The organism is Janthinobacterium sp. PSPC3-1 (assembly GCF_049896105.1).
In the GTDB taxonomy this organism is placed as follows: domain Bacteria; phylum Pseudomonadota; class Gammaproteobacteria; order Burkholderiales; family Burkholderiaceae_D; genus Janthinobacterium.
In genome coordinates this window covers 71003-90684 of sequence record NZ_JAFCTQ010000010.1, presented here as the reverse complement: position 1 = coordinate 90684, position 19682 = coordinate 71003, and the positions used below count along the sequence as shown (strand labels likewise).

The 19682-nt window shown below is 62.0% G+C and carries 20 protein-coding genes; 9 read left to right on the top strand and 11 right to left on the bottom strand.

The window, feature by feature from the left end:
* Positions 1-124: 124 nt before the first annotated feature.
* Positions 125-379, top strand: coding sequence for a hypothetical protein (locus ACP7B7_RS13020; RefSeq protein ID WP_426076928.1), 255 nt, complete (start codon positions 125-127; stop codon positions 377-379).
* Here the strand turns inward: ACP7B7_RS13020 and ACP7B7_RS13015 are convergent.
* Positions 376-1203 carry an AraC family transcriptional regulator gene (locus tag ACP7B7_RS13015; RefSeq protein ID WP_308921314.1) on the bottom strand — a complete coding sequence of 276 codons (828 nt, stop codon included), beginning with the start codon at positions 1201-1203 and terminating at the stop codon, positions 376-378. The genes ACP7B7_RS13020 and ACP7B7_RS13015 overlap by 4 nt on opposite strands.
* A 139-nt stretch (positions 1204-1342) precedes the next feature.
* On the opposite strand from ACP7B7_RS13015, the gene ACP7B7_RS13010 reads away from it, so the two are divergent.
* Positions 1343-2986: a methyl-accepting chemotaxis protein gene (locus ACP7B7_RS13010; RefSeq protein WP_426076927.1), complete on the top strand. Its 1644-nt coding sequence runs from the start codon at positions 1343-1345 to the stop codon at positions 2984-2986.
* Positions 2987-3241: 255 nt separating this feature from the next.
* Complete coding sequence (locus ACP7B7_RS13005; protein ID WP_308921312.1) at positions 3242-3616, top strand: response regulator; 375 nt, start codon at positions 3242-3244, stop codon at positions 3614-3616.
* On the opposite strand, the gene ACP7B7_RS13000 is transcribed toward ACP7B7_RS13005, so the two are convergent.
* Positions 3594-5270: a DUF6138 family protein gene (locus tag ACP7B7_RS13000; RefSeq protein ID WP_308921311.1), complete on the bottom strand. Its 1677-nt coding sequence runs from the start codon at positions 5268-5270 to the stop codon at positions 3594-3596. The two genes, ACP7B7_RS13005 and ACP7B7_RS13000, sit on opposite strands and share 23 nt — an antisense overlap.
* Positions 5271-5504: 234 nt before the next feature.
* Between ACP7B7_RS13000 and ACP7B7_RS12995 the strand changes: the two genes are divergently transcribed.
* The gene (locus ACP7B7_RS12995; protein WP_308921310.1) at positions 5505-6197 is read left to right on the top strand and encodes a DUF3334 family protein; all 693 of its coding nucleotides are present in this window, start codon (positions 5505-5507) and stop codon (positions 6195-6197) included.
* A 27-nt stretch (positions 6198-6224) separates the two neighbouring features.
* Here the strand turns inward: ACP7B7_RS12995 and ACP7B7_RS12990 are convergent, their stop codons facing one another.
* Together ACP7B7_RS12990 and ACP7B7_RS12985 are read right to left on the bottom strand one after the other, a co-directional pair.
* Positions 6225-6773: a DUF2939 domain-containing protein gene (locus ACP7B7_RS12990; protein ID WP_308921309.1), complete on the bottom strand. Its 549-nt coding sequence runs from the start codon at positions 6771-6773 to the stop codon at positions 6225-6227.
* 23 nt (positions 6774-6796) lie between these two features.
* Entirely contained in the window at positions 6797-7459 is a 663-nt protein-coding gene (locus ACP7B7_RS12985; RefSeq protein ID WP_308921308.1) for a hypothetical protein, read from the bottom strand.
* Positions 7460-7661: 202 nt separating this feature from the next.
* Between ACP7B7_RS12985 and ACP7B7_RS12980 the strand changes: the two genes are divergently transcribed.
* The 4 genes from ACP7B7_RS12980 to ACP7B7_RS12965 all read left to right on the top strand — a co-directional run bounded on the left by ACP7B7_RS12980 (position 7662) and on the right by ACP7B7_RS12965 (position 12238).
* Entirely contained in the window at positions 7662-9260 is a 1599-nt protein-coding gene (locus tag ACP7B7_RS12980) for an ABC-F family ATPase (RefSeq protein ID WP_308921307.1), read from the top strand.
* A 205-nt stretch (positions 9261-9465) separates the two neighbouring features.
* Positions 9466-10599 (top strand): quinolinate synthase NadA, encoded by a 1134-nt coding sequence (gene nadA / locus ACP7B7_RS12975; RefSeq protein ID WP_308921306.1) that lies wholly within the window; start codon positions 9466-9468, stop codon positions 10597-10599.
* Positions 10596-11462 (top strand): carboxylating nicotinate-nucleotide diphosphorylase, encoded by an 867-nt coding sequence (gene nadC, locus ACP7B7_RS12970; RefSeq protein ID WP_426076926.1) that lies wholly within the window; start codon positions 10596-10598, stop codon positions 11460-11462. Before nadA ends, nadC begins: the two co-directional genes overlap by 4 nt.
* The gene (locus ACP7B7_RS12965) at positions 11462-12238 is read left to right on the top strand and encodes a substrate-binding periplasmic protein (protein ID WP_308921304.1); all 777 of its coding nucleotides are present in this window, start codon (positions 11462-11464) and stop codon (positions 12236-12238) included. The genes nadC and ACP7B7_RS12965 overlap by 1 nt, the downstream gene beginning before the upstream one ends.
* A 4-nt stretch (positions 12239-12242) precedes the next feature.
* On the opposite strand, the gene ypfJ is transcribed toward ACP7B7_RS12965, so the two are convergent.
* Together ypfJ and ACP7B7_RS12955 are read right to left on the bottom strand one after the other, a co-directional pair.
* Positions 12243-13130 carry a KPN_02809 family neutral zinc metallopeptidase gene (gene ypfJ, locus ACP7B7_RS12960; RefSeq protein ID WP_308921302.1) on the bottom strand — a complete coding sequence of 296 codons (888 nt, stop codon included), beginning with the start codon at positions 13128-13130 and terminating at the stop codon, positions 12243-12245.
* Between the two features lie 112 nt (positions 13131-13242).
* Positions 13243-15765, bottom strand: coding sequence for an excinuclease ABC subunit UvrA (locus ACP7B7_RS12955; protein ID WP_308921301.1), 2523 nt, complete (start codon positions 15763-15765; stop codon positions 13243-13245).
* A 103-nt stretch (positions 15766-15868) separates the two neighbouring features.
* On the opposite strand from ACP7B7_RS12955, the gene ACP7B7_RS12950 reads away from it, so the two are divergent.
* Entirely contained in the window at positions 15869-16210 is a 342-nt protein-coding gene (locus ACP7B7_RS12950; protein WP_308921300.1) for a nuclear transport factor 2 family protein, read from the top strand.
* Between the two features lie 320 nt (positions 16211-16530).
* Here ACP7B7_RS12950 and ACP7B7_RS12945 read toward each other — a convergent pair whose 3' ends face one another.
* The 5 genes from ACP7B7_RS12945 to msrB all read right to left on the bottom strand — a co-directional run bounded on the left by ACP7B7_RS12945 (position 16531) and on the right by msrB (position 19680).
* Positions 16531-17307 carry a peptidylprolyl isomerase gene (locus tag ACP7B7_RS12945; protein ID WP_308921299.1) on the bottom strand — a complete coding sequence of 259 codons (777 nt, stop codon included), beginning with the start codon at positions 17305-17307 and terminating at the stop codon, positions 16531-16533.
* An 89-nt stretch (positions 17308-17396) separates the two neighbouring features.
* Positions 17397-18176 carry a peptidylprolyl isomerase gene (locus ACP7B7_RS12940; RefSeq protein ID WP_308921298.1) on the bottom strand — a complete coding sequence of 260 codons (780 nt, stop codon included), beginning with the start codon at positions 18174-18176 and terminating at the stop codon, positions 17397-17399.
* Positions 18177-18290: 114 nt separating this feature from the next.
* Complete coding sequence (locus ACP7B7_RS12935) at positions 18291-18584, bottom strand: BolA family protein (protein ID WP_308921297.1); 294 nt, start codon at positions 18582-18584, stop codon at positions 18291-18293.
* Entirely contained in the window at positions 18581-19210 is a 630-nt protein-coding gene (locus ACP7B7_RS12930) for a septation protein A (RefSeq protein WP_308921296.1), read from the bottom strand. The genes ACP7B7_RS12935 and ACP7B7_RS12930 overlap by 4 nt, the downstream gene beginning before the upstream one ends.
* Before the next feature lie 68 nt (positions 19211-19278).
* Positions 19279-19680 (bottom strand): peptide-methionine (R)-S-oxide reductase MsrB, encoded by a 402-nt coding sequence (msrB, locus tag ACP7B7_RS12925; RefSeq protein WP_308921295.1) that lies wholly within the window; start codon positions 19678-19680, stop codon positions 19279-19281.
* Positions 19681-19682: the final 2 nt, after the last annotated feature.

Below are 19682 nucleotides of genomic sequence, written 5' to 3'. Positions count from 1 at the left end.
ACGTTTCTGTGTGTACGGTAACAGACGGTAGCGTCTCAACAACGCCGCTAGGCTGGTGTCATGTCATTGCCTCTTTCATTACACACCTTCCCGCAGCGCGCCGCATGGCGGCAAAGGACGTTCCATGCCATATGAAATTCTCCGCAACAGCGTGACGCTCGACCAAGCCGACGGTGCCGTCACCTTCCACCTGGCCGCGTTTGGCGCCGACAAGATCTGCCGCGTGACTTCCACCGCACTGCTCAGCCTGGGCGGCGGACAGGGCGACGCCTTGTCGGTCTTCGAAGCGCACAGCCTGCTGATCGCCCAACGGGCGTTTGCCTACCTGAGCCGCGACCTGATGGCCAGCAGCGTGGTGCTGCGCGCGCTCGATTTCTAACGCGGCCCGTCGCGGCCGTCCCGCGCCAGCCAGTCACGCGGCGACAGCTGCGTGGCGGCGCGGAAGGCGCGGGTAAAAGCGGGCTGGCTGCTGTAGCCGACTTCCACCGCGATATCCTGTACCAGCCTGCCTTGCCGCAGCTGTTCCTGGGCGCGCTCGATGCGCAGGCGGTTCAGGTACTGGGCCGGCGGACAGCCGACCATCTCATGAAACTGGCGCGCGAAGCGGCTGCGCGACATGCCGCACACGGCCGCCAGCTCGGCCACCGACCATTTGCCACCGGGATGCGCGCGCATGGCGTGCATGGCCTTGCCCAGGGCGGCATCAGACACGCCGGGCAGGGTGGTCGCCGAGATCAGCTTGTGCTGCAAGGCATGGCGCAGCAATTGCACCAGCAGTATTTCGCACAGGCGTTTCAACACCAGTTCATGGCCGGGGCCGGCCAGCTGGGCTTCCTCGAACAGCAAGGCCAGGGTGGCGGACAAGGCCGGCAGCTGCGCCAGGTCCAGGTGCAGGCAGTCCGGCAAGGCCCGCACCATGGCGTCGTCGCTGGCCAGGTGCACGCTGGCGCACAGCAATTCGGCGGTATCGCCGCCGGTCGACAGGCCATGCGCGTGCGGGCGCGGATACCATGCCACGGCCGGGCCTTCCAGTTGCAAGGGCGTGCCATCGTCGTGCGTCAAGGTCAGCGTACCCTGGCGCAGCAGGTGCAAATGGCCGCGCGTCGGTTGCACGGGGAAATGGTTGCTGCCACAAAAAGCGCCGCGAAAAAAAATATCGGCGGAAAAGCCCAGGCGCAACAGCAAGACGGAAAGAGTGTCCATGCGGAAAGAAAAAGACGGAAAGATATAAATTGTAGACTAACAGCAACTAATGATGTCATTTTTATCGCTATGATCGTCGCCAATATGGCTGTCTTGGACAGCATTCTTGTCGCGTAGCGTCGCATCAATGGAGAGTTACATGGTTCTGTCGAACTTGAAAATAGGCACGCGTCTTTACCTGGCGTTCGGCGCCGTCATCGCCTTGCTGGCGATCCTGATTACCATGGCCCAGAGCAATTTTGCCAGCCTGGGCGAAGCCAATCGCTGGAATGTGCATACCTATGAAGTGCTGGGCGAAGCGAGCGGCTTGCTCGAAGGCCTGGTCGATATCGAAACGGGCGAGCGGGGCTTTGCCTTGACGGGCAAGGATGCGTCGCTGGAGCCGCTGCTGTATGGCAAGCGCATTTTCAGCGAGCACCTGCAAAAGATCCGCGCGCTGACGTCGGACAATCCGGCCCAGCAAACCCGGCTGGCGACCCTGGAGGCGACCCAGCAGCGCTGGCTGGCGACGGCTGTCGAGCCCATCATCGCGCTGCGCCGCGCTGCCCTGGCCGACGGCAATATGGAAGCCGTTGTGGCGGCCGAGCAAGCGGGCAAGGGCAAGGCCGACATGGATGCCATGCGCGCCGTGCTCGGTGAAATCGGCCAGGCCGAACGCGGCTTGCTGGTGCAGCGCGGCGAGGAAGCGGCGGCCCTGAAAACGCGTACCAGCGTGGTCCTGCTCGGTGGCGGCGCGATTGCCGCGCTGCTGGCCTGCGTGCTGGCCTTCCTGTTGAACCGCAATATCACCTCGCCGCTGCGCGAGGCGGTGACCCTGGCCCAGCGTGTGGCCAAGGGCGACCTCAGCAGCCATATCGTCGTGCGTTCAAAAGACGAGACCGGTGAACTGATGGCCGCGCTGCGCGACATGAATGCGGCGCTGGTGACGATCGTCGGCGATGTGCGTGGCGGTACCGACACCATCGCCACGGCCTCGGCGCAGATCGCGGCCGGCAATATGGACCTGTCGTCGCGCACCGAGCAGCAAGCCAGCTCGCTGGAAGAGACGGCCTCGTCGATGGAAGAGCTGACTGCCGCCGTCAAGCAGAATGCCGATAACGCCCAGGCGGCCCGTACGCTGGCCGCATCCGCCTCGGCGGTGGCGGTGCAGGGTGGCGCGGTGGTGGCCGACGTGGTGCAGACCATGGGCTCGATCAATGCCTCGTCGCGCAAGATCGCCGACATTATCGGCGTCATCGACGGCATCGCTTTCCAGACCAATATCCTGGCCCTGAATGCGGCCGTGGAAGCGGCGCGTGCCGGCGAGCAGGGGCGCGGCTTTGCCGTGGTCGCCAGCGAAGTGCGCAACCTGGCCCAGCGCAGCGCCAGCGCGGCCAAGGAAATCAAGGGCCTGATCGATGATTCGGTCGACAAGGTCGGCGCCGGCAACAAGCTGGTCGAGCAGGCCGGCGCCACCATGCAGCAGGTGGTCGACAGCGTGCAGCGCCTGTCCGGCATCATCGGCGAGATCACCGACGCCAGCGAAGAGCAGCGCGTCGGCATCGAGCAGGTCAATGAAGCGATTACCCAGATGGACCAGGTGACGCAGCAAAACGCGGCCCTGGTCGAAGAGGCCGCCGCTGCGGCCAACGCCATGCAGGAACAGGCCCAGCAGCTGTCGCAATCGGTGCAGGTATTCCGCTTGCAGGACGCCGGCGCGGCAGCGGCCAGGCCGGCCGCCATGCACGCTTCGCCGCCGCCACACCAGTCTCAGCGGCAGCAGACGCTGTTGATGCAGGGCTGATTCTCGCGGGGCGGCGGCGGTTACAGCTACAGGAAGGCAGCGTCAGCTCCTACAGTGCAAAGATGAAAGATTGTTAAAATATGCAGACGATCTTGATTTCTGGCACTTGTAGGAGCAAAAACTATGTATAATTCCCAAGAAGCAACCTCATCCTTTCAGTCACCACTCCTGGCTGGAAATCAATCTGCCGCCTCGAACCTGCTGGCATACGAGCGCTGACCCTCGCCGGAAAGCGCGTATTTATAGCAGGCTACAATGGCAAACCAACTCTTACCCTTGCGTGTCATGGTCGTCGACGACAATCGCGACGCGGCCGACCTGATCGCCGAATTCCTGCACATGTGCGGGCATGAAGCGCTGCCCATCTATGGCGGCGCCGAAGCGATCAAGGCCGCCGACGCCTTCCAGCCCGACGTCATGCTGCTCGACCTGGGCATGCCCGAAATCACCGGTTTTGACGTGGTATCCACCCTGCGCCGCACGCCGCGCTTCAAGCAGACGCGCATGATCGCGCTGACCGCCTGGGGCGATGCCCGCACGCGCGAGCGCACCCAGGTCATCGGTTTCGACCATCACCTGGTCAAGCCGGCCAGCCTGGACGATATCCTCAACGTCGTGTCGGCGCGCTAAGCGCGGCCAGACTCGCCAGCAATTCCTGGCGCCGGCCCTGTGCCTTGCGCGCCAGCGCCGCCAGTTTTTCCGACTTGCCCCAGATTGCCTGCAGCACATGGTCCACCTCGTGCGCTTCCAGGCCTTGCAGTTGCCGGTGCAGCAATTCCAGCAGTGCGTCATCGTCGAATGCCGGCGAGATCTTCAGTTTCACATTGTCGGTACAGTGGCGCAGGCAGGTGACCAGGGTGGCGATGGTGTCCGGGTTGACGCCATGGTGCGCGGCAAATGCGGCCGTGAAACTATCCTGCACGCTTTGATGCTCTTCATCGACGGCGGCCATATAGTGTTCCAGCAGTGCGAACCATTGTGGATCGGCTAGCGCCAGGCCGAAGGTGGCGTAGCTGCCCGGCATGCAATTCTTTTCATCCTCGGTATCGGCATAGAATTCATATTGCGCAATGGCCGCGCGCGCATAACGCGCCAGTCGCGGATGCAGTTCTGTATAAGCCAGCGCATTGGCGAAAAAGCGGTGGGTATCGGAGCGGGCCAGCCCTTTGATGGGCAGGTAATCGCGGACGCTTGATTTCAGCTTGATCTGGCAGCTTTTCGGAAAACCGTTTTCCAGCAGGCGGGTCACGAAATCGAGCGCCTGGGCATAGGCCGCGGCGCCTTCTTCCTTGATCTGGATATGGATAGTGGCGAAGACGTCATTCGCGGTGCAGCGCGCCTGCTCTGTCGCCAGGTCGATGGCGTCCTGCGCAAAGCTGCCGCTGCCCTCGGTCAGCATGCGGGCGGCGCGCTCGCTGCCCAGTTGCGTGGCCAGCTGGATGAACTGCAGGCCGGTCGGTTTGGCATAGCTGGGCTCGTGGCGCAGTATCATCACGGCGATATACAGCAGCAGGTCGATCTGGCCATCCGTGCCGCCGTCCTTGCCGCCGTCCTGGCCTCTGTTCTGCGCGCCGGGCTTGATGGTGTAGACATTGGCCCGGTATTCGGAACGCCGCACCTCGAAATGGCGCGGCAGGAAGCAATCCTCGGCCCAGCTGGTGCCGGCGCGGATAAGATTGCCGCGATGCTCGGCCAGCGCCGCCTGGCGGCCGGGCCGCAGCTGCTGCAGCTGCTCGAATTGCGCGATGGTCCAGGCCGCGTCCAGGGCAGGGAACAGGCGCGGATCGAGCAGGTGCCGGCTGAGGAAAAACGATTCCAGCGGCTTGCCGTCATAGCTGCCGGCGCGCAGCTTGCGGTCGATATACGCTTTGATGCGCGCCAGCAGTGCCTGCCGCTTGGCTTCGTCGAGCAATTCCAGCACCAGCCATTCGCGCTGGCCTTCGGTGGTGGGGAAGGTGGCGCGCAAGCGGAAATGGTAGTCCAGCAGGGCCGGGTCGGCGTTCGCCAGGGCGTTTCGGAATGCCTGCGCCAGTGCGGGCACGAGTTCGTCTTCCACTTGCGCCGGCGTCAGGAAAGGCGCTTGCATCGACGGCGATCCCTGGCCGAAACCCAGGTCCACGTCCAGGCTGCTGCGGCCCGGCTGGTAGTCGAGCAGCAGCTCATTGAAGACGCCGATCTGCAAGGTGGTGCGTCCCACCGTCTTGCCCGGTTCCCTGCGCGCCTGTTCATCGAACCATGCTTGCACGGTCTCCAATATTTCCTGCAATGCCACGTCCTGACTCATCGCTGCCTTTCATTCTGTTGCCCGTAAGGCACATGATGCCTGAAACTGGCGTCAAAGCCTGTTCTGTTCGGCACGCTCGCGGCGCAGGAAAGGGCGATTTCCCGACACATCGTCAAGTAAATGCAGGTATGGCTGGACGGACATGGCGCGCACCGGTATTCTGCCCATCTGATACATATTTCTACATAGAAATACGATTATAAAAAGCACGGATAAAAGTACGAGAGGTTGCCCATGAGCGCAGAAAAGGATGTTGTGTACGGTACAGAAGATTTGTTGATGAGTTTGTGCAACTCGGTGGTTCGGGTGCTGAACGTCGCAACGCAAAGCAGGGTCAATTACTCCGGCATGGTGCAGCGCATCACCAAGACCGGCCTGAAGCCCGATATCGGTTGCTTCGTCATGTTCGACGGCGGTTTCACGGGCCTGGTGGTGCTCAATTTCGCGGCCGACACGGCGATGGAAATCTACGAGCGCTACATGCTGCACATGGGCATGCCAAAATCGGAACTGGCCGCGTTTTACACCTCCGATGAAGTGTCGAACATCATGGGCGAGCTGATGAACCAGATCGTCGGCGACTTCACGGGCAAGGTGCGGCGCGAACTGCAAACCAATATCACGCAGAGCCAGCCGAAAATGCTGGTGCTCAACAAGCAGGTCATGCTCAGCGTCGATACGCCGCTGGACCGTCCTGAAATGCGCCGTGTGACCTTCTACACGGAAAAGAACAATATTTTCTACCTGGAACTGGCGATCGACCGTACCGAGTTCATCAAGCTGCACGATTTCGATTCGCAGGAAGTCGACACCGACTCGCTGATGGACTCTGAATTCGCCAACAAGGCCAAGGATGAGGCCCCCGCACCGTCGCCCGCTGCCGCTGACGACGATAACGAGGACCTGCTCAAGTCCCTGGGCATGTAAGCCTGCCCACTGATGGCGGACTGCCGCTTACCTGGCCGCCATCGCCTGCGACAGCTCTATCGCACTGAGCTTCCAGCTCCACAAGCCATGGCGGCGCAAGACCAGGCCGCCGCCATCTTCCTGCCTGGCTGTGGGACGGATCACGAAACTGTCCCAGCCGGCATATGCGGCCGTGTAGCGGGCTTTGCTGTCCGTCTTCGGCCCAGGCGCCGCTTCGCCACTGCCGACCTTCTCATCGCCGCTGACCACGCTCTTGTTGACCAGCGCCACCACGCCCGCCGGCGAGACCATGGCGTCGACCATCTTGTTCGTCATGCTGCTGACCAAAGCCTGGCCCATGGCGGCAAACGGATTGTCCGCGCCTGCGGTGGTCCGGATGCCGTCGGCCATGGCGCCATTGATCTGCTCCTTGACGTTTTCGCGCAGGGCGGGGAAGTCGACATGTTCGGCCAGCGCGGCGGCGTCGCGTGCGGCCAGCGCCGTTTTCATCTGGTGCAGGGTGTAATACGGCGAGGCATAGGTCACGGCGCCCAAGGTGATGACGGCAATCGCCGCGGCAAGAATGAGTTTTTTCAAGGGATGTCTGTCCAGGTAGAAGGTTACGGCATCGCCAGTGTATCGAGCCGCCGCACGCCTGTCATGGCTTTTTGTTCACGGTCGCCCTGCGACCAGTATTCCAGGGTGTAATGGTCCTGGCCGTCGAGGATGAACAGCGCGTCCTTCTGCCGCCCGCTGCCGTCCTTGAAGTAGTACCTGAGCGCGGGCCTGCCTGCCACGCGCAGGGTGTACAGATCGGGAAACACCACGTCGCCGCTGCCCTTGCTGCCGGTAATCGGCATGGCCTGGATAAACAGATAGGCCTCGCCCGGACAGGTGGCCAGCAGGGTGGCGCCCGACAGCACCTTGGGCCGGGCCTGGTCGCGGGCAAAACCGGCAGGCTGTACCTTGCCGTCCGCCACGCAGCCGACGCTGGCGGCCATCGTTTCCAGCACGGCAGGATCGATGCTGGTGGCAAGCTGCATCTTGCCGGCTTGCGCCTGCCCCAGCGCCCAGCGGTGGCGCAGTGTTGTCAGCGGCACGTTGCCATCCCTGGCAAGCACGCCAGGCGCATCGGGATGCGAGGCCCTGGCGATGTTGTCTTCCTGCCGCACTCGCGCTTCTTGCGTGGCCCTGGCACGCGTTTCCTGGCTCTTTTTTTCGATTTCTTCCGGCGTGCCGACAAATACTGCGGCGGCGAGGGCCATCATTGATGCTGTCAGCACAAGATCTCCCTATCAGTAGTTGCAAATGCGTCCCATTCTCGCACATTATTGCTGTTCTGGTAACTACGACCCTGCCATGCCCTTTCATGTATCAGCTAAGTCCTTGTTTCCATGCGCCTTTGCAGTAGCTGCCAGTAGCTGCTGTATAATGGTGGAAAAGTATTCAACACCCCGTTTTCACTGGATAAAGACCCGATACCACATGCTCAGTACAGCTAACATCACGATGCAGTTTGGCGCCAAGCCATTGTTTGAGAATATTTCCGTCAAATTTGGCGACGGCAACCGCTATGGCCTGATCGGCGCCAACGGCTGCGGCAAGTCGACGTTCATGAAGATCCTGGGCGGCGACCTGGAACCGTCGGGCGGCAATGTCATGCTCGATACCAACGAGCGCCTCGGCAAATTGCGCCAGGACCAGTTCGCGTTCGAAGAGATGCGCGTGCTCGACGTGGTGATGATGGGCCACACGGAAATGTGGGCCGCGATGCAGGAACGCGACGCCATCTACGCCAACCTGGAAGCGACCGACGAAGACTACATGAAGGCGGCCGAGCTGGAAGGCAAGGTATCGGAATACGACGGCTACACGGCCGAATCGCGCGCCGGCGAACTGCTGCTGGGCGCCGGCGTCGCCATCGACCTGCACCAGGGTCCGATGAGCAATGTGTCGCCAGGCTGGAAGCTGCGCGTGCTGCTGGCGCAGGCGCTGTTCTCGAACCCGGACATCCTGCTGCTCGACGAGCCGACCAACAATCTGGACATCAACACGATCCGCTGGCTGGAAGATGTGCTCAACGAGCGCAACTCCACCATGATCATCATTTCCCACGATCGCCACTTCCTGAACCAGGTTTGCACCCACGTGGCCGACATGGATTACGGCACGCTGAAGATCTATCCGGGCAACTACGACGAATACATGTTCGCCTCGACCCAGGCGCGCAACCAGCAGCTGGCCAACAACGCGAAAGCGAAAGACAAGGTTGCCGAGCTGCAGGAATTCGTGCGCCGCTTCGCCGCCAACAAATCGAAGGCCCGCCAGGCGACTTCGCGCGCCAAGCAGATTGAAAAGATCAAGGTCGACGACATCAAGCCATCGTCGCGCGCCTATCCCTTCGTGCGTTTCGACGGCGAGAAGAAGCTGCACCGCCTGGCGGTGGAAGTGGAAAACATCTCGAAAGGTTTCGACCGCCAGCTGTTCAAGAATTTCAGTATCATGGTCGAAGCGGGCGAACGCATCGCCATCATCGGCGCCAACGGCGCCGGCAAGACCACCATGCTGCGCTGTATCGCGGGCGACCTGGCCGGCTTGCAGCCTGACCAGGGCCGCGTGAAGTGGGCCGAGAACGCCAACGTCGGCTACATGCCGCAAGACCCGACCGAGGACTTCGCCAAGGATACCAACCTGACCGACTGGATCGGCCAGTGGACCAAGGAGGGCGACGACGACCAGGCCGTGCGCTCCATCCTGGGCCGCTTGCTGTTCGGCGGCGACGACGTGAAAAAAGCCGTCAAGGTGCTGTCCGGTGGTGAAAAAGGCCGCATGATGTACGGCAAGCTGATGCTGGGCCGCCACAACGTGCTGCTGCTCGACGAGCCGACCAACCACATGGACATGGAATCGATCGAGTCGCTGAACATCGCGCTGGAAAAATACGCCGGCACCCTGATCTTCGTCTCGCACGACCGCGAATTCGTCTCCTCGCTGGCGAACCGCATCATCGAGATCAAGGAAGACGGCATTGTCGACTACAGCGGCAATTACGAGGAATACCTGAAGAGCCAGGGCATCGATTAAACACCTGACCAAACCTACTGCGCGTCGCGATTTGCGGCCTGCGATGCTCACCGTGCTATAGCACGGCTGCGCTTCTTAGCCGCAACTCACTGCCGCTCGCTACGGTTTTGTCAGGTGTTTGAAAAGCCGGTGGTGTGCCTTTTTCAAGCCGAACCGCCGTGTTGCGGTCATCTCATCCACTATCCCGTTTTTGTTTGACACAGCCATGCAAACTCTAGCCATCAAATCCGTCGAGTACGAACATCCGCAAGACGGCGCCAGCTGTACCGCCCACGCCTGGGCGCGTACGCCAGCCACGCCTTCCCCCTCCGAAAAAACCGAACTGATCGCGCGCATCAAGCGCCTGCTGGTCGAGCGCGAAGCCGTGCTGGTCGCGCACTATTATGTCGACGCCGACCTGCAGGACCTGGCCGAAGCGACCGGCGGCTGCGTCTCCGATTCGCTGGAAATGGCGCGCTTCGGGCGCGACCATCCGGCCCAGACCCTGGTGGTGGCCGGCGTGCGCTTCATGGGCGAAACGGCGAAGATCCTCAGCCCGGAAAAAACCGTGCTGATGCCCGACCTGGACGCCACTTGCTCGCTCGACCTCGGTTGCCCGGTTGATGAATTCACCGCGTTTTGCGACCAGCATCCCGACCGCACGGTGGTGGTGTATGCCAACACCAGCGCGGCCGTGAAAGCGCGCGCCGACTGGATGGTGACGTCCTCTATCGGCCTCGACATCGTCGCCCACCTGCATGCGCAGGGCAAGAAAATCCTGTGGGCGCCCGACAAGCACCTGGGTTCATATATCCAGAAAGAAACCGGCGCCGACATGCTGCTGTGGCAGGGCTCCTGCCTGGTGCACGACGAATTCAAGGGCATCGAACTCGACTTGTTGAAGGAAGAGTATCCGCAGGCCAAGGTGCTGGTACATCCGGAGTCGCCGGCCAATGTGGTGGCGCTGGCCGACATGGTGGGCTCGACCTCGCAAATGATTGCCGCCGCGCAGACCATGGACAGCGACACCTTTATTGTCGCCACCGACAACGGGATTTTGCACAAGATGCGCGCCGCCGCGCCTGGCAAGCGCTTTATCGAAGCGCCCACGGCCGGCAACAGCGCCACCTGCAAGAGTTGCGCGCATTGCCCGTGGATGGCGATGAACGGCCTGCGCAACCTGGCCGAGACCTTGGAAAACATGCAGAACGAAATTCATGTCGACCCGGCAATAGGTCAATTGGCGGTGCGCTCGATCAAGCGCATGCTCGACTTTGCCGCCGCCAAAAAGGCCGGCGTCCAGCCAGGTTCCGACCTGGCCAAGGAAGCTCAACTGTTTCAAGGAATTGGTCCCGCATGAGTACTCTCGTCAATGTTTTTGCCCCGTTTGACGCCGCCCTGGCGCGCGCCTTTGAAGCCAATTTGCTGGCCGCCTTGCTGGAAGACGTGGGCCAGTGCGACCTGACGGGTGAACTGGTGCCGCCCGACGAGATCGTCACGGCACGCGTGATCGTGCGCGAAGCGGCCGTGCTGTGCGGTGCACCATGGTTCGAAGGCGTCATGAACAGCCTCGACCGCGGCATCCGGATCGACTGGCATTACGCCGAAGGCGACCTGATGGCCGCCGACAGCGTGGTGTGCACCATCAAGGCGCCGGCGCGCGCCTTGCTGACGGCCGAACGCAGCGCGCTGAACTTCCTGCAGCTGCTGTCGGCCGTGGCGACGGTCACGCGCCAGTACGTGGACGTGATCGCCGGCACCAGGGCGGCCATCCTGGACACCCGCAAGACCTTGCCCGGCCTGCGCCTGGCGCAAAAATACGCGGTGCGCGTGGGTGGCGGGCAGAACCAGCGGCTGGCCCTGTACGACGGCATCCTGATCAAGGAAAACCATATCGCGGCCGCCGGCGGCATACGCCAGGCGCTGGACAATGCGCGCACGCTGGACGCCGGCGTGCCGGTGCAGATCGAAGTCGAAACCCTGGCCCAGTTGCAGGAAGCGCTGGACGCCGGCGCCGTGTCGGTGCTGCTGGATAACTTCAGCAACGACATGATGCGCGAGGCGGTGGCCGTCACCAACGGCCGCGCGCTGCTCGAAGCGTCGGGCGGCATCAACTTCGACACCGTGCGCGCGATCGCCGAAACCGGCGTGGACCGCATTTCGATCGGCAGCCTGACCAAGGATGTACGGGCCACCGATTACTCCTTGCGCATCGTCGGCTGATGAACGGGGCAGGGCAGCGCCGCTGGCGCCGGCTCCTGCTCGGACTGGCCCTGTGGCCGGTCCTGTTCGCGCCAATGCAGGCGCAAGCACGTGAACTGCTGGCCGTGGGCGCGCAGTTCGAACGCGTGTTCGAATACCAGAGCAGTGGCGAATACCAGGGGCTGGGCGCCGAACTGGTGCGCATCCTGGCGGCGCGCACCGGCAATACGGTGCGCTTTCGCATGGTGCCGTGGGCGCGTGCGCAAGCCATGCTGGCCCAGGGCCAGGCCGACATCCTGATCGGTCCCTACAAGGCGCCCGAGCGGTTTTCCAGCATGGCCTTTTCCGAGAAGCCCTTTTACCAGGACCAGATCGTCTTTTATACGCGCCAGGACGCCGGCTTCAGCTGGGACGGCAACTATGCGACCTTGAAAAACCGCCGCCTCGTGATGCTCAATGGATGGGCCTATGGCTTTGAGCTGGAACGGGCGCGGCCCGGCTTGCAGGTCAGCGTCGCCAATAACGTGGAAAATGGCTTGAAGATGCTGGTGCACAACCACGTCGACCTGTTTGTCACCAACCGGCGCAACACCGAACCCGTGGTGACCCGCCTGAGCATGGAGCGGCAGGTCAGGATACTGCCGCGCGTGCTGGAAACGCAGAACGGCTACTTTGCCTTTCCCCGCTCGCCCGAATTCGACCGCCTGCGCCTGCAGTTCGACCAGGAATTCAATGTCCTGATCGACAGCGGTGAACTGAAGCGCCTCGGCAGGCGCTTCGACGTCACCGTCCCTTAAGCCCTTACAGCTGCTTCGCTTCAAACGTGTTGCACTGTGAAATCCGGCCCGACTCGATCCCTTTGGTAAACCAGCGCACGCGCTGTTCCGAGGTGCCGTGGGTAAACGAGTCCGGCACCACATGGCCTTGCGCCTGGCGTTGCAGCGCGTCGTCGCCGATCGCCGTGGCCGCCTTCAGGGCCGCTTCCACGTCGCCCTGTTCCAGGATCTTGCGCTCGGCATTCGCATGATAGGCCCATACGCCGGCAAAGCAGTCGGCCTGCAGTTCCAGGCGCACCGACATGGCGTTGGCCTGGCGCTCGGTGGCGGTGCGGCGCGCATTGTCGACTTTTTCCGACAGGCCCAGCAGGTTCTGCACGTGGTGGCCCACCTCATGCGCGATCACATACGCCTGGGCAAATTCGCCGGACACCTTGAAGCGCTGCTGCATCAGCTGGAAGAAGTCCAGGTCCAGATAAACCTTCTGGTCGCCGGGGCAATAGAAGGGGCCGGTAGCGCTCTGGCCGGTACCGCAGGCGGTCGGCGTGCTGCCTGAAAACAGCACCAGCTTGGGCCGCACATAGCTGCCGCCTTCGGCCTTGAACAGGGTGGTCCAGGTGTCTTCCGTATCGGCCAGCACGGTTTTCACGAAACGCGCCATCTCGTCGTCCACCGGCGGCTGTTGTGCCGGCGCCTGGCTTTGCTGGGTAGTGACCTGGCCGCCGCCGCCACTGAGCATGCTGAGGATGGTCATCGGATTGACGCCCAGTACCCAGCCGCCGACCAGCGCGATGACGATGGTGCCGATGCCGATCGAGCGCCCGCCGAAACCAAAGCCGCCGCCACCGCCACCACCCCCTTCGCCACGGCGATCCTCCACATTGTCGCTTTCGCGGTTGCCTTCCCATTTCATGATGTTTGCTCCTGTTACCCTGGTATTTGTTGATGCCGCGCAAAATACGCCGGCATGTTTTGTGATTTCAAGTTGACATTATCCCAGCAAATCCCCGTCGGCAGTGTTCCGCTCAAGCGAGGGCTTTATGCAGATACGGCGCCGTGCGGCTACCCCTGGTGTTCGCCACCGCCGCTGGCGGCCCGCTGGCCACCACCAGGCCGCCGTTTTCGCCGGCGCCCGGGCCGATATCGATCACCCAGTCGCTGGCCGCCAGCATCCGCATATCGTGTTCGACGGCAATCACCGTATTGCCGGCCGCCACCAGGGTGTCGAGCTGGGCCACCAGGCGATCGATATCCGCCGGGTGCAGGCCGGTGGTCGGCTCGTCCAGAATATAGAGCGTGTCGCCGCGCTGCGCGCGCTGCAGCTCGGTTGCCAGTTTCACCCGCTGCGCTTCGCCACCCGACAATTCCGTGGCCGACTGGCCCAGCCGCAAATAGCCGAGTCCCACCTCCTGCAACACGGACAAAGGCCGCTCCAAGGCCGCTTCGCCCTGGAAAAACGCCAGCGCATCGTCGACCGTCAACCGCAGCACCTGGGCGATATTCTGCTCCCGGTACGCGACTTGCAATGTCTCCGCGTTGTAGCGCGCGCCATGGCAGACGGGGCAGGGTGCATATACGCTGGGCAGGAACAGCAGCTCAACCATCACCTGCCCTTCGCCTTCGCAGGTGGCACAGCGGCCCTTGCTGACGTTAAACGAAAAACGGCCCGCGTCGAAATGCCGTTTCTTTGCCGCCGGCGTGGCCGCAAACAGCTTGCGTACATGGTCGAACAACCCGGTGTACGTGGCCAGGTTCGAGCGGGGCGTGCGGCCGATCGGTTTCTGGTCGACCGTCACCAGCCGGCGCACATGTTCCAGGCCAGCCGTGATGCGCCCGCCGGTGGGCATGCTGGCCGGTGCCAGTGGCGAGTCGTCGTCTGTTTCCGCCACCACCGCCTGGCCCAGCTGGCTCGATACCAGTTCCACCAGCGCCTGGCTGACCAGGGTTGATTTCCCCGAACCGGAAACGCCCGACACGCTGCACAGCACGCCCAGCGGAAACTGCGCATCGAGGCTGTGCAGGTTGTTGCGCGTCACGCCTTCCACGCCGAGCCAGGCGGCGGGCGTGCGCGGGGTGCGCTGCTGCGGCTTGCCTTCCTCAAACAGATAGCGCCGCGTCTGCGATTGCTTGACGTCACGCAAGCCTGCCGGCGGACCGCTGTAGAGGATCTGGCCGCCGTGCTCGCCCGCCTGCGGCCCCACGTCGACCAGCCAGTCGGCCTGCCTGACCACGTCCAGGTCATGCTCGACCACGAACAGGGAATTGCCCGAGGCCTTCAGGCGCGCCAGCGCGCGCAGCAGCGCTTCGGTATCGGCCGGGTGCAGGCCCGCCGACGGTTCGTCCAGCACATACACCACGCCGAACAAGTTCGAGCGCACCTGGGTGGCCAGGCGCAGGCGCTGCAATTCGCCGGGCGACAGGGTGGGCGTGCCGCGGTCCAGGCTCAAATAACCGAGACCCAGGTCCAGCAGCACCTCCAGGCGGCCCGCCAGGTCCTGCGCGATGCGCTGGGTGACGATGGCTTTTTCGGGATGGGCGCGGCTGTCGCGTATCTTTGCCTTGCCCGTCACATAGGGCGCGAACAGCGCCGCCAGCTTGGCCAGGCTCAGGCGCGACATCTCGGCGATATCGAGGCCGGCAAACTGTACCGACAGCGATTCCCGGCGCAGGCGCTTGCCGTCGCACACGGGGCAGTCGGCGCCCAGCATGAACTGCGCCACGCGCTTTTTCATCTGCGCGCTGGGGCTGTTGGCAAAGGTCTGCAGCACGTATTTGCGCACGCCCGTAAAGGTGCCCATGTAGCTGGGCGGCATCTTGGCCTTCAGGGCGGCCCTGGTTTCCTTCGGCGTCAAGCCCGCATAGACGGGTACTTCCGGCTGCTCGTCGGTAAACAAGATCCAGTCGCGCAGCGTTTGCGGCAGTTCGCGCCACGGCGTATCGACGTCATGGCCCAGGGTGGTCAATATGTCGCGCAGGTTCTGGCCATGCCAGGCGGTGGGCCAGGCGGCGATCGCCCGTTCGCGGATGGTGAGGGTGTCGTCCGGCACCATCGACGCTTCGGTGACTTCATACACGCGGCCCAAGCCATGGCATTGCGGGCAGGCGCCCTCGGGGGTATTGGGCGAAAACGATTCCGCGTACAGCAGCGGCTGGTCCTTGGGATAATCGCCGGCGCGCGAATAGAGCATGCGCAGCAGGTTCGAGACGGTGGTGACGCTGCCCACCGACGAGCGCGTGGTGGGGGCGCCGCGCTGCTGCTGCAGGGCCACGGCCGGCGGCAGGCCGTCGATGCTGTCCACTTCCGGCACCGCCATCTGGTGAAACAGCCGGCGCGCGTACGGCGAAACGGACTCCAGGTAGCGCCGCTGCGCTTCGGCATACAGCGTGCCGAACGCCAGCGAGGACTTGCCGGAGCCGGACACGCCGGTAAACACCACCAGCGCATCGCGCGGGATATCGACGTCGACATTTTTCAGGTTGTGCTCGCGCGCGCCGCGTACGCTGACATGGCCGGGCAGGGGTGCGGATGGTGAAATCGATCGGGACATGAAGGCTGGCCTCGTCACTATAAAAGACCAGTCTGGCAGTGGAGAACGGGCTTGTCCGTTCCCCCACGCACATTATAGAGTGCCATTCTTTCAAAGGAGAGTCATGAACACACCTACCGACGTCGTGCAAGCCCAGCTCGACGCCTACAACGCCCACGATGTCGCCGCGCTGGTCGCCATCTATGCCGACAACGTCCAGCAGTTCCAGCATCCGGACGTCCTGCTGGCCGAAGGCAGCGCGCAGATCGCCGCACGCTTTACAGCCCGCTTTGCCGCCAGCCGCCCGCAGGCGCGCCTGTTGAACCGCATCGCCTGCGGCAAACTGGTGATCGACCATGAAGTCATCACCAGCGTCACCGACCAGGGCACGATGGAACAGGAACTGGTGGCGACATATGAGGTGGTCGATGGCCGCATCGCGCGAGCATGGTTCAGTTTTGCGTGATGGCCAATTTGTCGGCTGCGGCCGGTGGTGTTGTCGGATTACGGCGCTGCGCGCCTAATCCGACCTACGCGTCAAACGGTGTTTCGTAAGCCGACCGGTAAGGGCGTCGCAACTGTAGGTCGGGTTAGCGCAGCGTAACCCGACAACATTGTTGGCCAATAGAAAAAAGCGCTCCGTGGAGCGCTTTTACTAACGAGCAAAACACCAACAAACCGTAGCGAGCGGAAGGCAGAGGTGGTCGAGAAGCGCAACCGTACTTTAGTACGGTGAGCATCGCAGGCCAGCTATCCCGACGCGCAGTAGGTTTGGTTGCGTGTTTTTTATTGTACCTTGGCTTTTTTCATCAGTTCATCGCGGTAAGCGGCGAGTTTCTTCTGTTGCAGCGACTCGGCCACTTGGCCCTTGACTTCTTCCAGTGCCGGCAGCTTGGTCGGACGGGTTTCTTCCAGCTTGATCACGTGGAAGCCGAATTGCGATTGCACCGGCGTTTGCGTGACCTGGCCTGGTTTCAGGGCCACCATCGCATCGGCGAATGGCTTGACGTACGAGGTCGGGCTGGCCCAGTCCAGGTCGCCGCCATTGGCTGCGGAGCCGTCTTTCGAAACCTTGGCCAGTTCTTCGAACTTGGCGCCGCCCTTGAGCTTGGCGATAATGTCTTTCGCTTCGGCTTCGGTCGCTACCAGGATGTGGCGTGCATGGTATTCCTTGTCGCCGGCTTGCGCCTTGAACTTGTCGTACTCGGCCTTGATTTCAGCGTCCTTGACCGGGTTTTTCTTGACATAGTCGGCCAGCAGCGCATTGATGATGATGCTCTGGCGCGCGTTGTCGAGCTGGGCCTTGACTTCGGGACGGGTGCCATAGCCTTGCTTGTCGGCTTCCTGGATCAGCACTTCGCGGCCGATCAGGTCTTTCTTGATGGCTTCGCGCAGTTGCGGCGAATCCGCTTGCTTGCCTTGGGCGACGACTTGCTTGACGACCTGGTCGACGCGCGACGCCGGAATGGCCTTGCCATTGACGGTGGCGACGTTTTGCGCGAAAGCTGGCGCGGCGGTGACGGCGACCAAGGCAAGAATCAGGCGGGCTGGCTTCAAAATCATGTTTATTCCTATAAAAATACAATAACAATCGTTTATTCAAACGCAGAATACACGACCGGCGCCGAAAGGGGCGCCGGGGTGGTCAGTTCTTATTGAACTTTCGCTTTTTTGATCATGTCTTCCTGGTACGCCTGCAGTTTTTTCTGCTGCAGCGCTTCGGAGATCTGTGGCTTGACTTCTTCCAGCGTCGGCAGTTTTGCCGGGCGGGTGTCGTCCAGCTTGATCACGTGGAAACCGTTAGGCGTTTGCACCGGGGTTTCCGTGACCTGGCCTTTTTGCAGTTTCACGAAGGCGTCCGAGAACACTTTCGGGAAGGACGAAGGCGCTGCCCAGTCCAGGTCGCCGCCATTGTCGGCCGAGCCGGCATCTTTCGATTGCTTGGCCAGGTCTTCGAACTTGGCGCCGCCCTTGAGCTTGGCGATCACGTCTTTCGCTTCGGCTTCCGTGCCCACCAGGATGTGGCGTACATGGTATTCCTTGTCGCCGGTCTGGGCCACGAAACGATCGTACTCGGCCTTGATGTCGGCATCGCTGACCGGATTCTTTTTCAGGTAGTCGCCGACCAGGGCATTGATGACGATGGCCTGGCGTGCGTTCTCGATTTGCAGTTTGACCGCTGCATCTTTACCGAAACCCTTGCTTTCCGCTTCCTGCATCAGCACTTCACGGCCGATCAGGTCTTTTTTGATCGCTTCGCGCAGTTGCGGCGAATCCGGCTGCTGGCCTTGGGCGACGACTTGCTTGACGACTGCATCAACGCGCGACGATGGGATAGCCTTGCCATTTACAACGGCGACATTTTGCGCAAAAACAGGTACAGCGGCTACGGCGAGTAGTGCGATCAGCAAGCGGGCTGGCTTAAAAGTCATTATTAAATCCTGTTAGGGAAAGTTTCGTAAAAAACGCATCAAAATTTTTGTGTTTATCGCGTTTGCTGCAGCGTGATGCCGGCATACCGGCCTACGCCAAAAACGCCTTCAATATCATGCTTCTGAAGGCGCCAATGCGACAATAGCCAATGCATGTATCTCATTATGCATCATATCGTGCACGGAATCATACACCAGACGATGGCGCATGACGAGCCTGAGCCCTTCAAATTTGCTGGAAATAATGCGCACATTGTAGTGGCCTCCGCCCGAGGCGGCGCCGGCATGGCCGCGGTGGCTGGCCGAGTCGTCTTCCAGCACGCATTCCACAGGGGAAAGCGCCGCTTCCAGGCGCGCGCGGATGCGCTCCATGCGCGTCGCTGGCGAGGTGTTCAGTTCGGTACTCATGCGTCTTCCTTGATATGTTTGGACAGGAACAGGGTTTGCGCGACGATAAAGGCAAAGAAAATGCCGGTGGCGCCAAACGCCTTGAAGCTGACCCAGGCCGCCATGTCGCCCTTGTACAGCACGAAGGCGACGAACAGATTGAGTGCGCCGATGGCGCCAAAAAAGATGATCCAGGCCGCCAGCAGCTGGTTCCACACGGCGTCGGGCAGTTGCACCTGCGCTTCCATGGTCTTGCGGATCAGGTTTTTCTTGAAGCCCACATGGGCGATCAGGAGGGCCAGGCCGGACAGCCAGTAGATCAGGGTCGGCTTCCATTTCAGGAAGAAATCGTCATGCAGATAGATGCTGGCGCCGCCGAACACCACGAAGATGAACAGCGACAGCCACAGCATGCCGTCGACCTTGCGGCCGCGCAGCAGCAGGTAGCTGACCTGGCAGGCGGTGGCGATAATGCCGACCAGGGTCGCCAGTACCCATGGCGCCTGTTCGGGCTGGATCACGCCGCCGGAAACGATGCCGGACAAATACTGCTGCACGAAGTCGTGCGTCGCCGTTTCATACATGCCGCCGAGTTTGAAGGCGGCAAAGAAGGCGATCAGCGGGAAGAGGTCGAAGAGAAATTTCATGGCGAGACTTTACTATGGTCAACTAAAAAGCAGCTTAGGAATGGCTTAGGCCCGGCCATTCCCCGGCATCACGGCTGCGGATCGAAGCGCAGCGAGGCGGAATTGATGCAATAGCGCAGACCCGTCGGCGGCGGGCCGTCCGGGAACACATGGCCCAGGTGGGCGTCGCAGACGGCGCACACGATTTCGGTGCGCACCATGCCATGCGTGCGGTCGACGATCTCCGTCACGTTGGCCGGATCGAGCGCCTCGAAATAGCTGGGCCAGCCGCAGCCCGAATCGAACTTGGTATCGGAGGCGAACAGCGGCGTATTGCAGCAGATGCAGGTGTAGATGCCGTGCTCATGGTGGTCCCAGAACTTGCCCGTGAAAGCGCGTTCGGTGGCCGCATGGCGCGTCACCTGGTATTGCATGGTGTCGAGCATGGCGCGCCATTCGGCGTCGGTTTTTTGTACTTTATTGGTGGTCATGG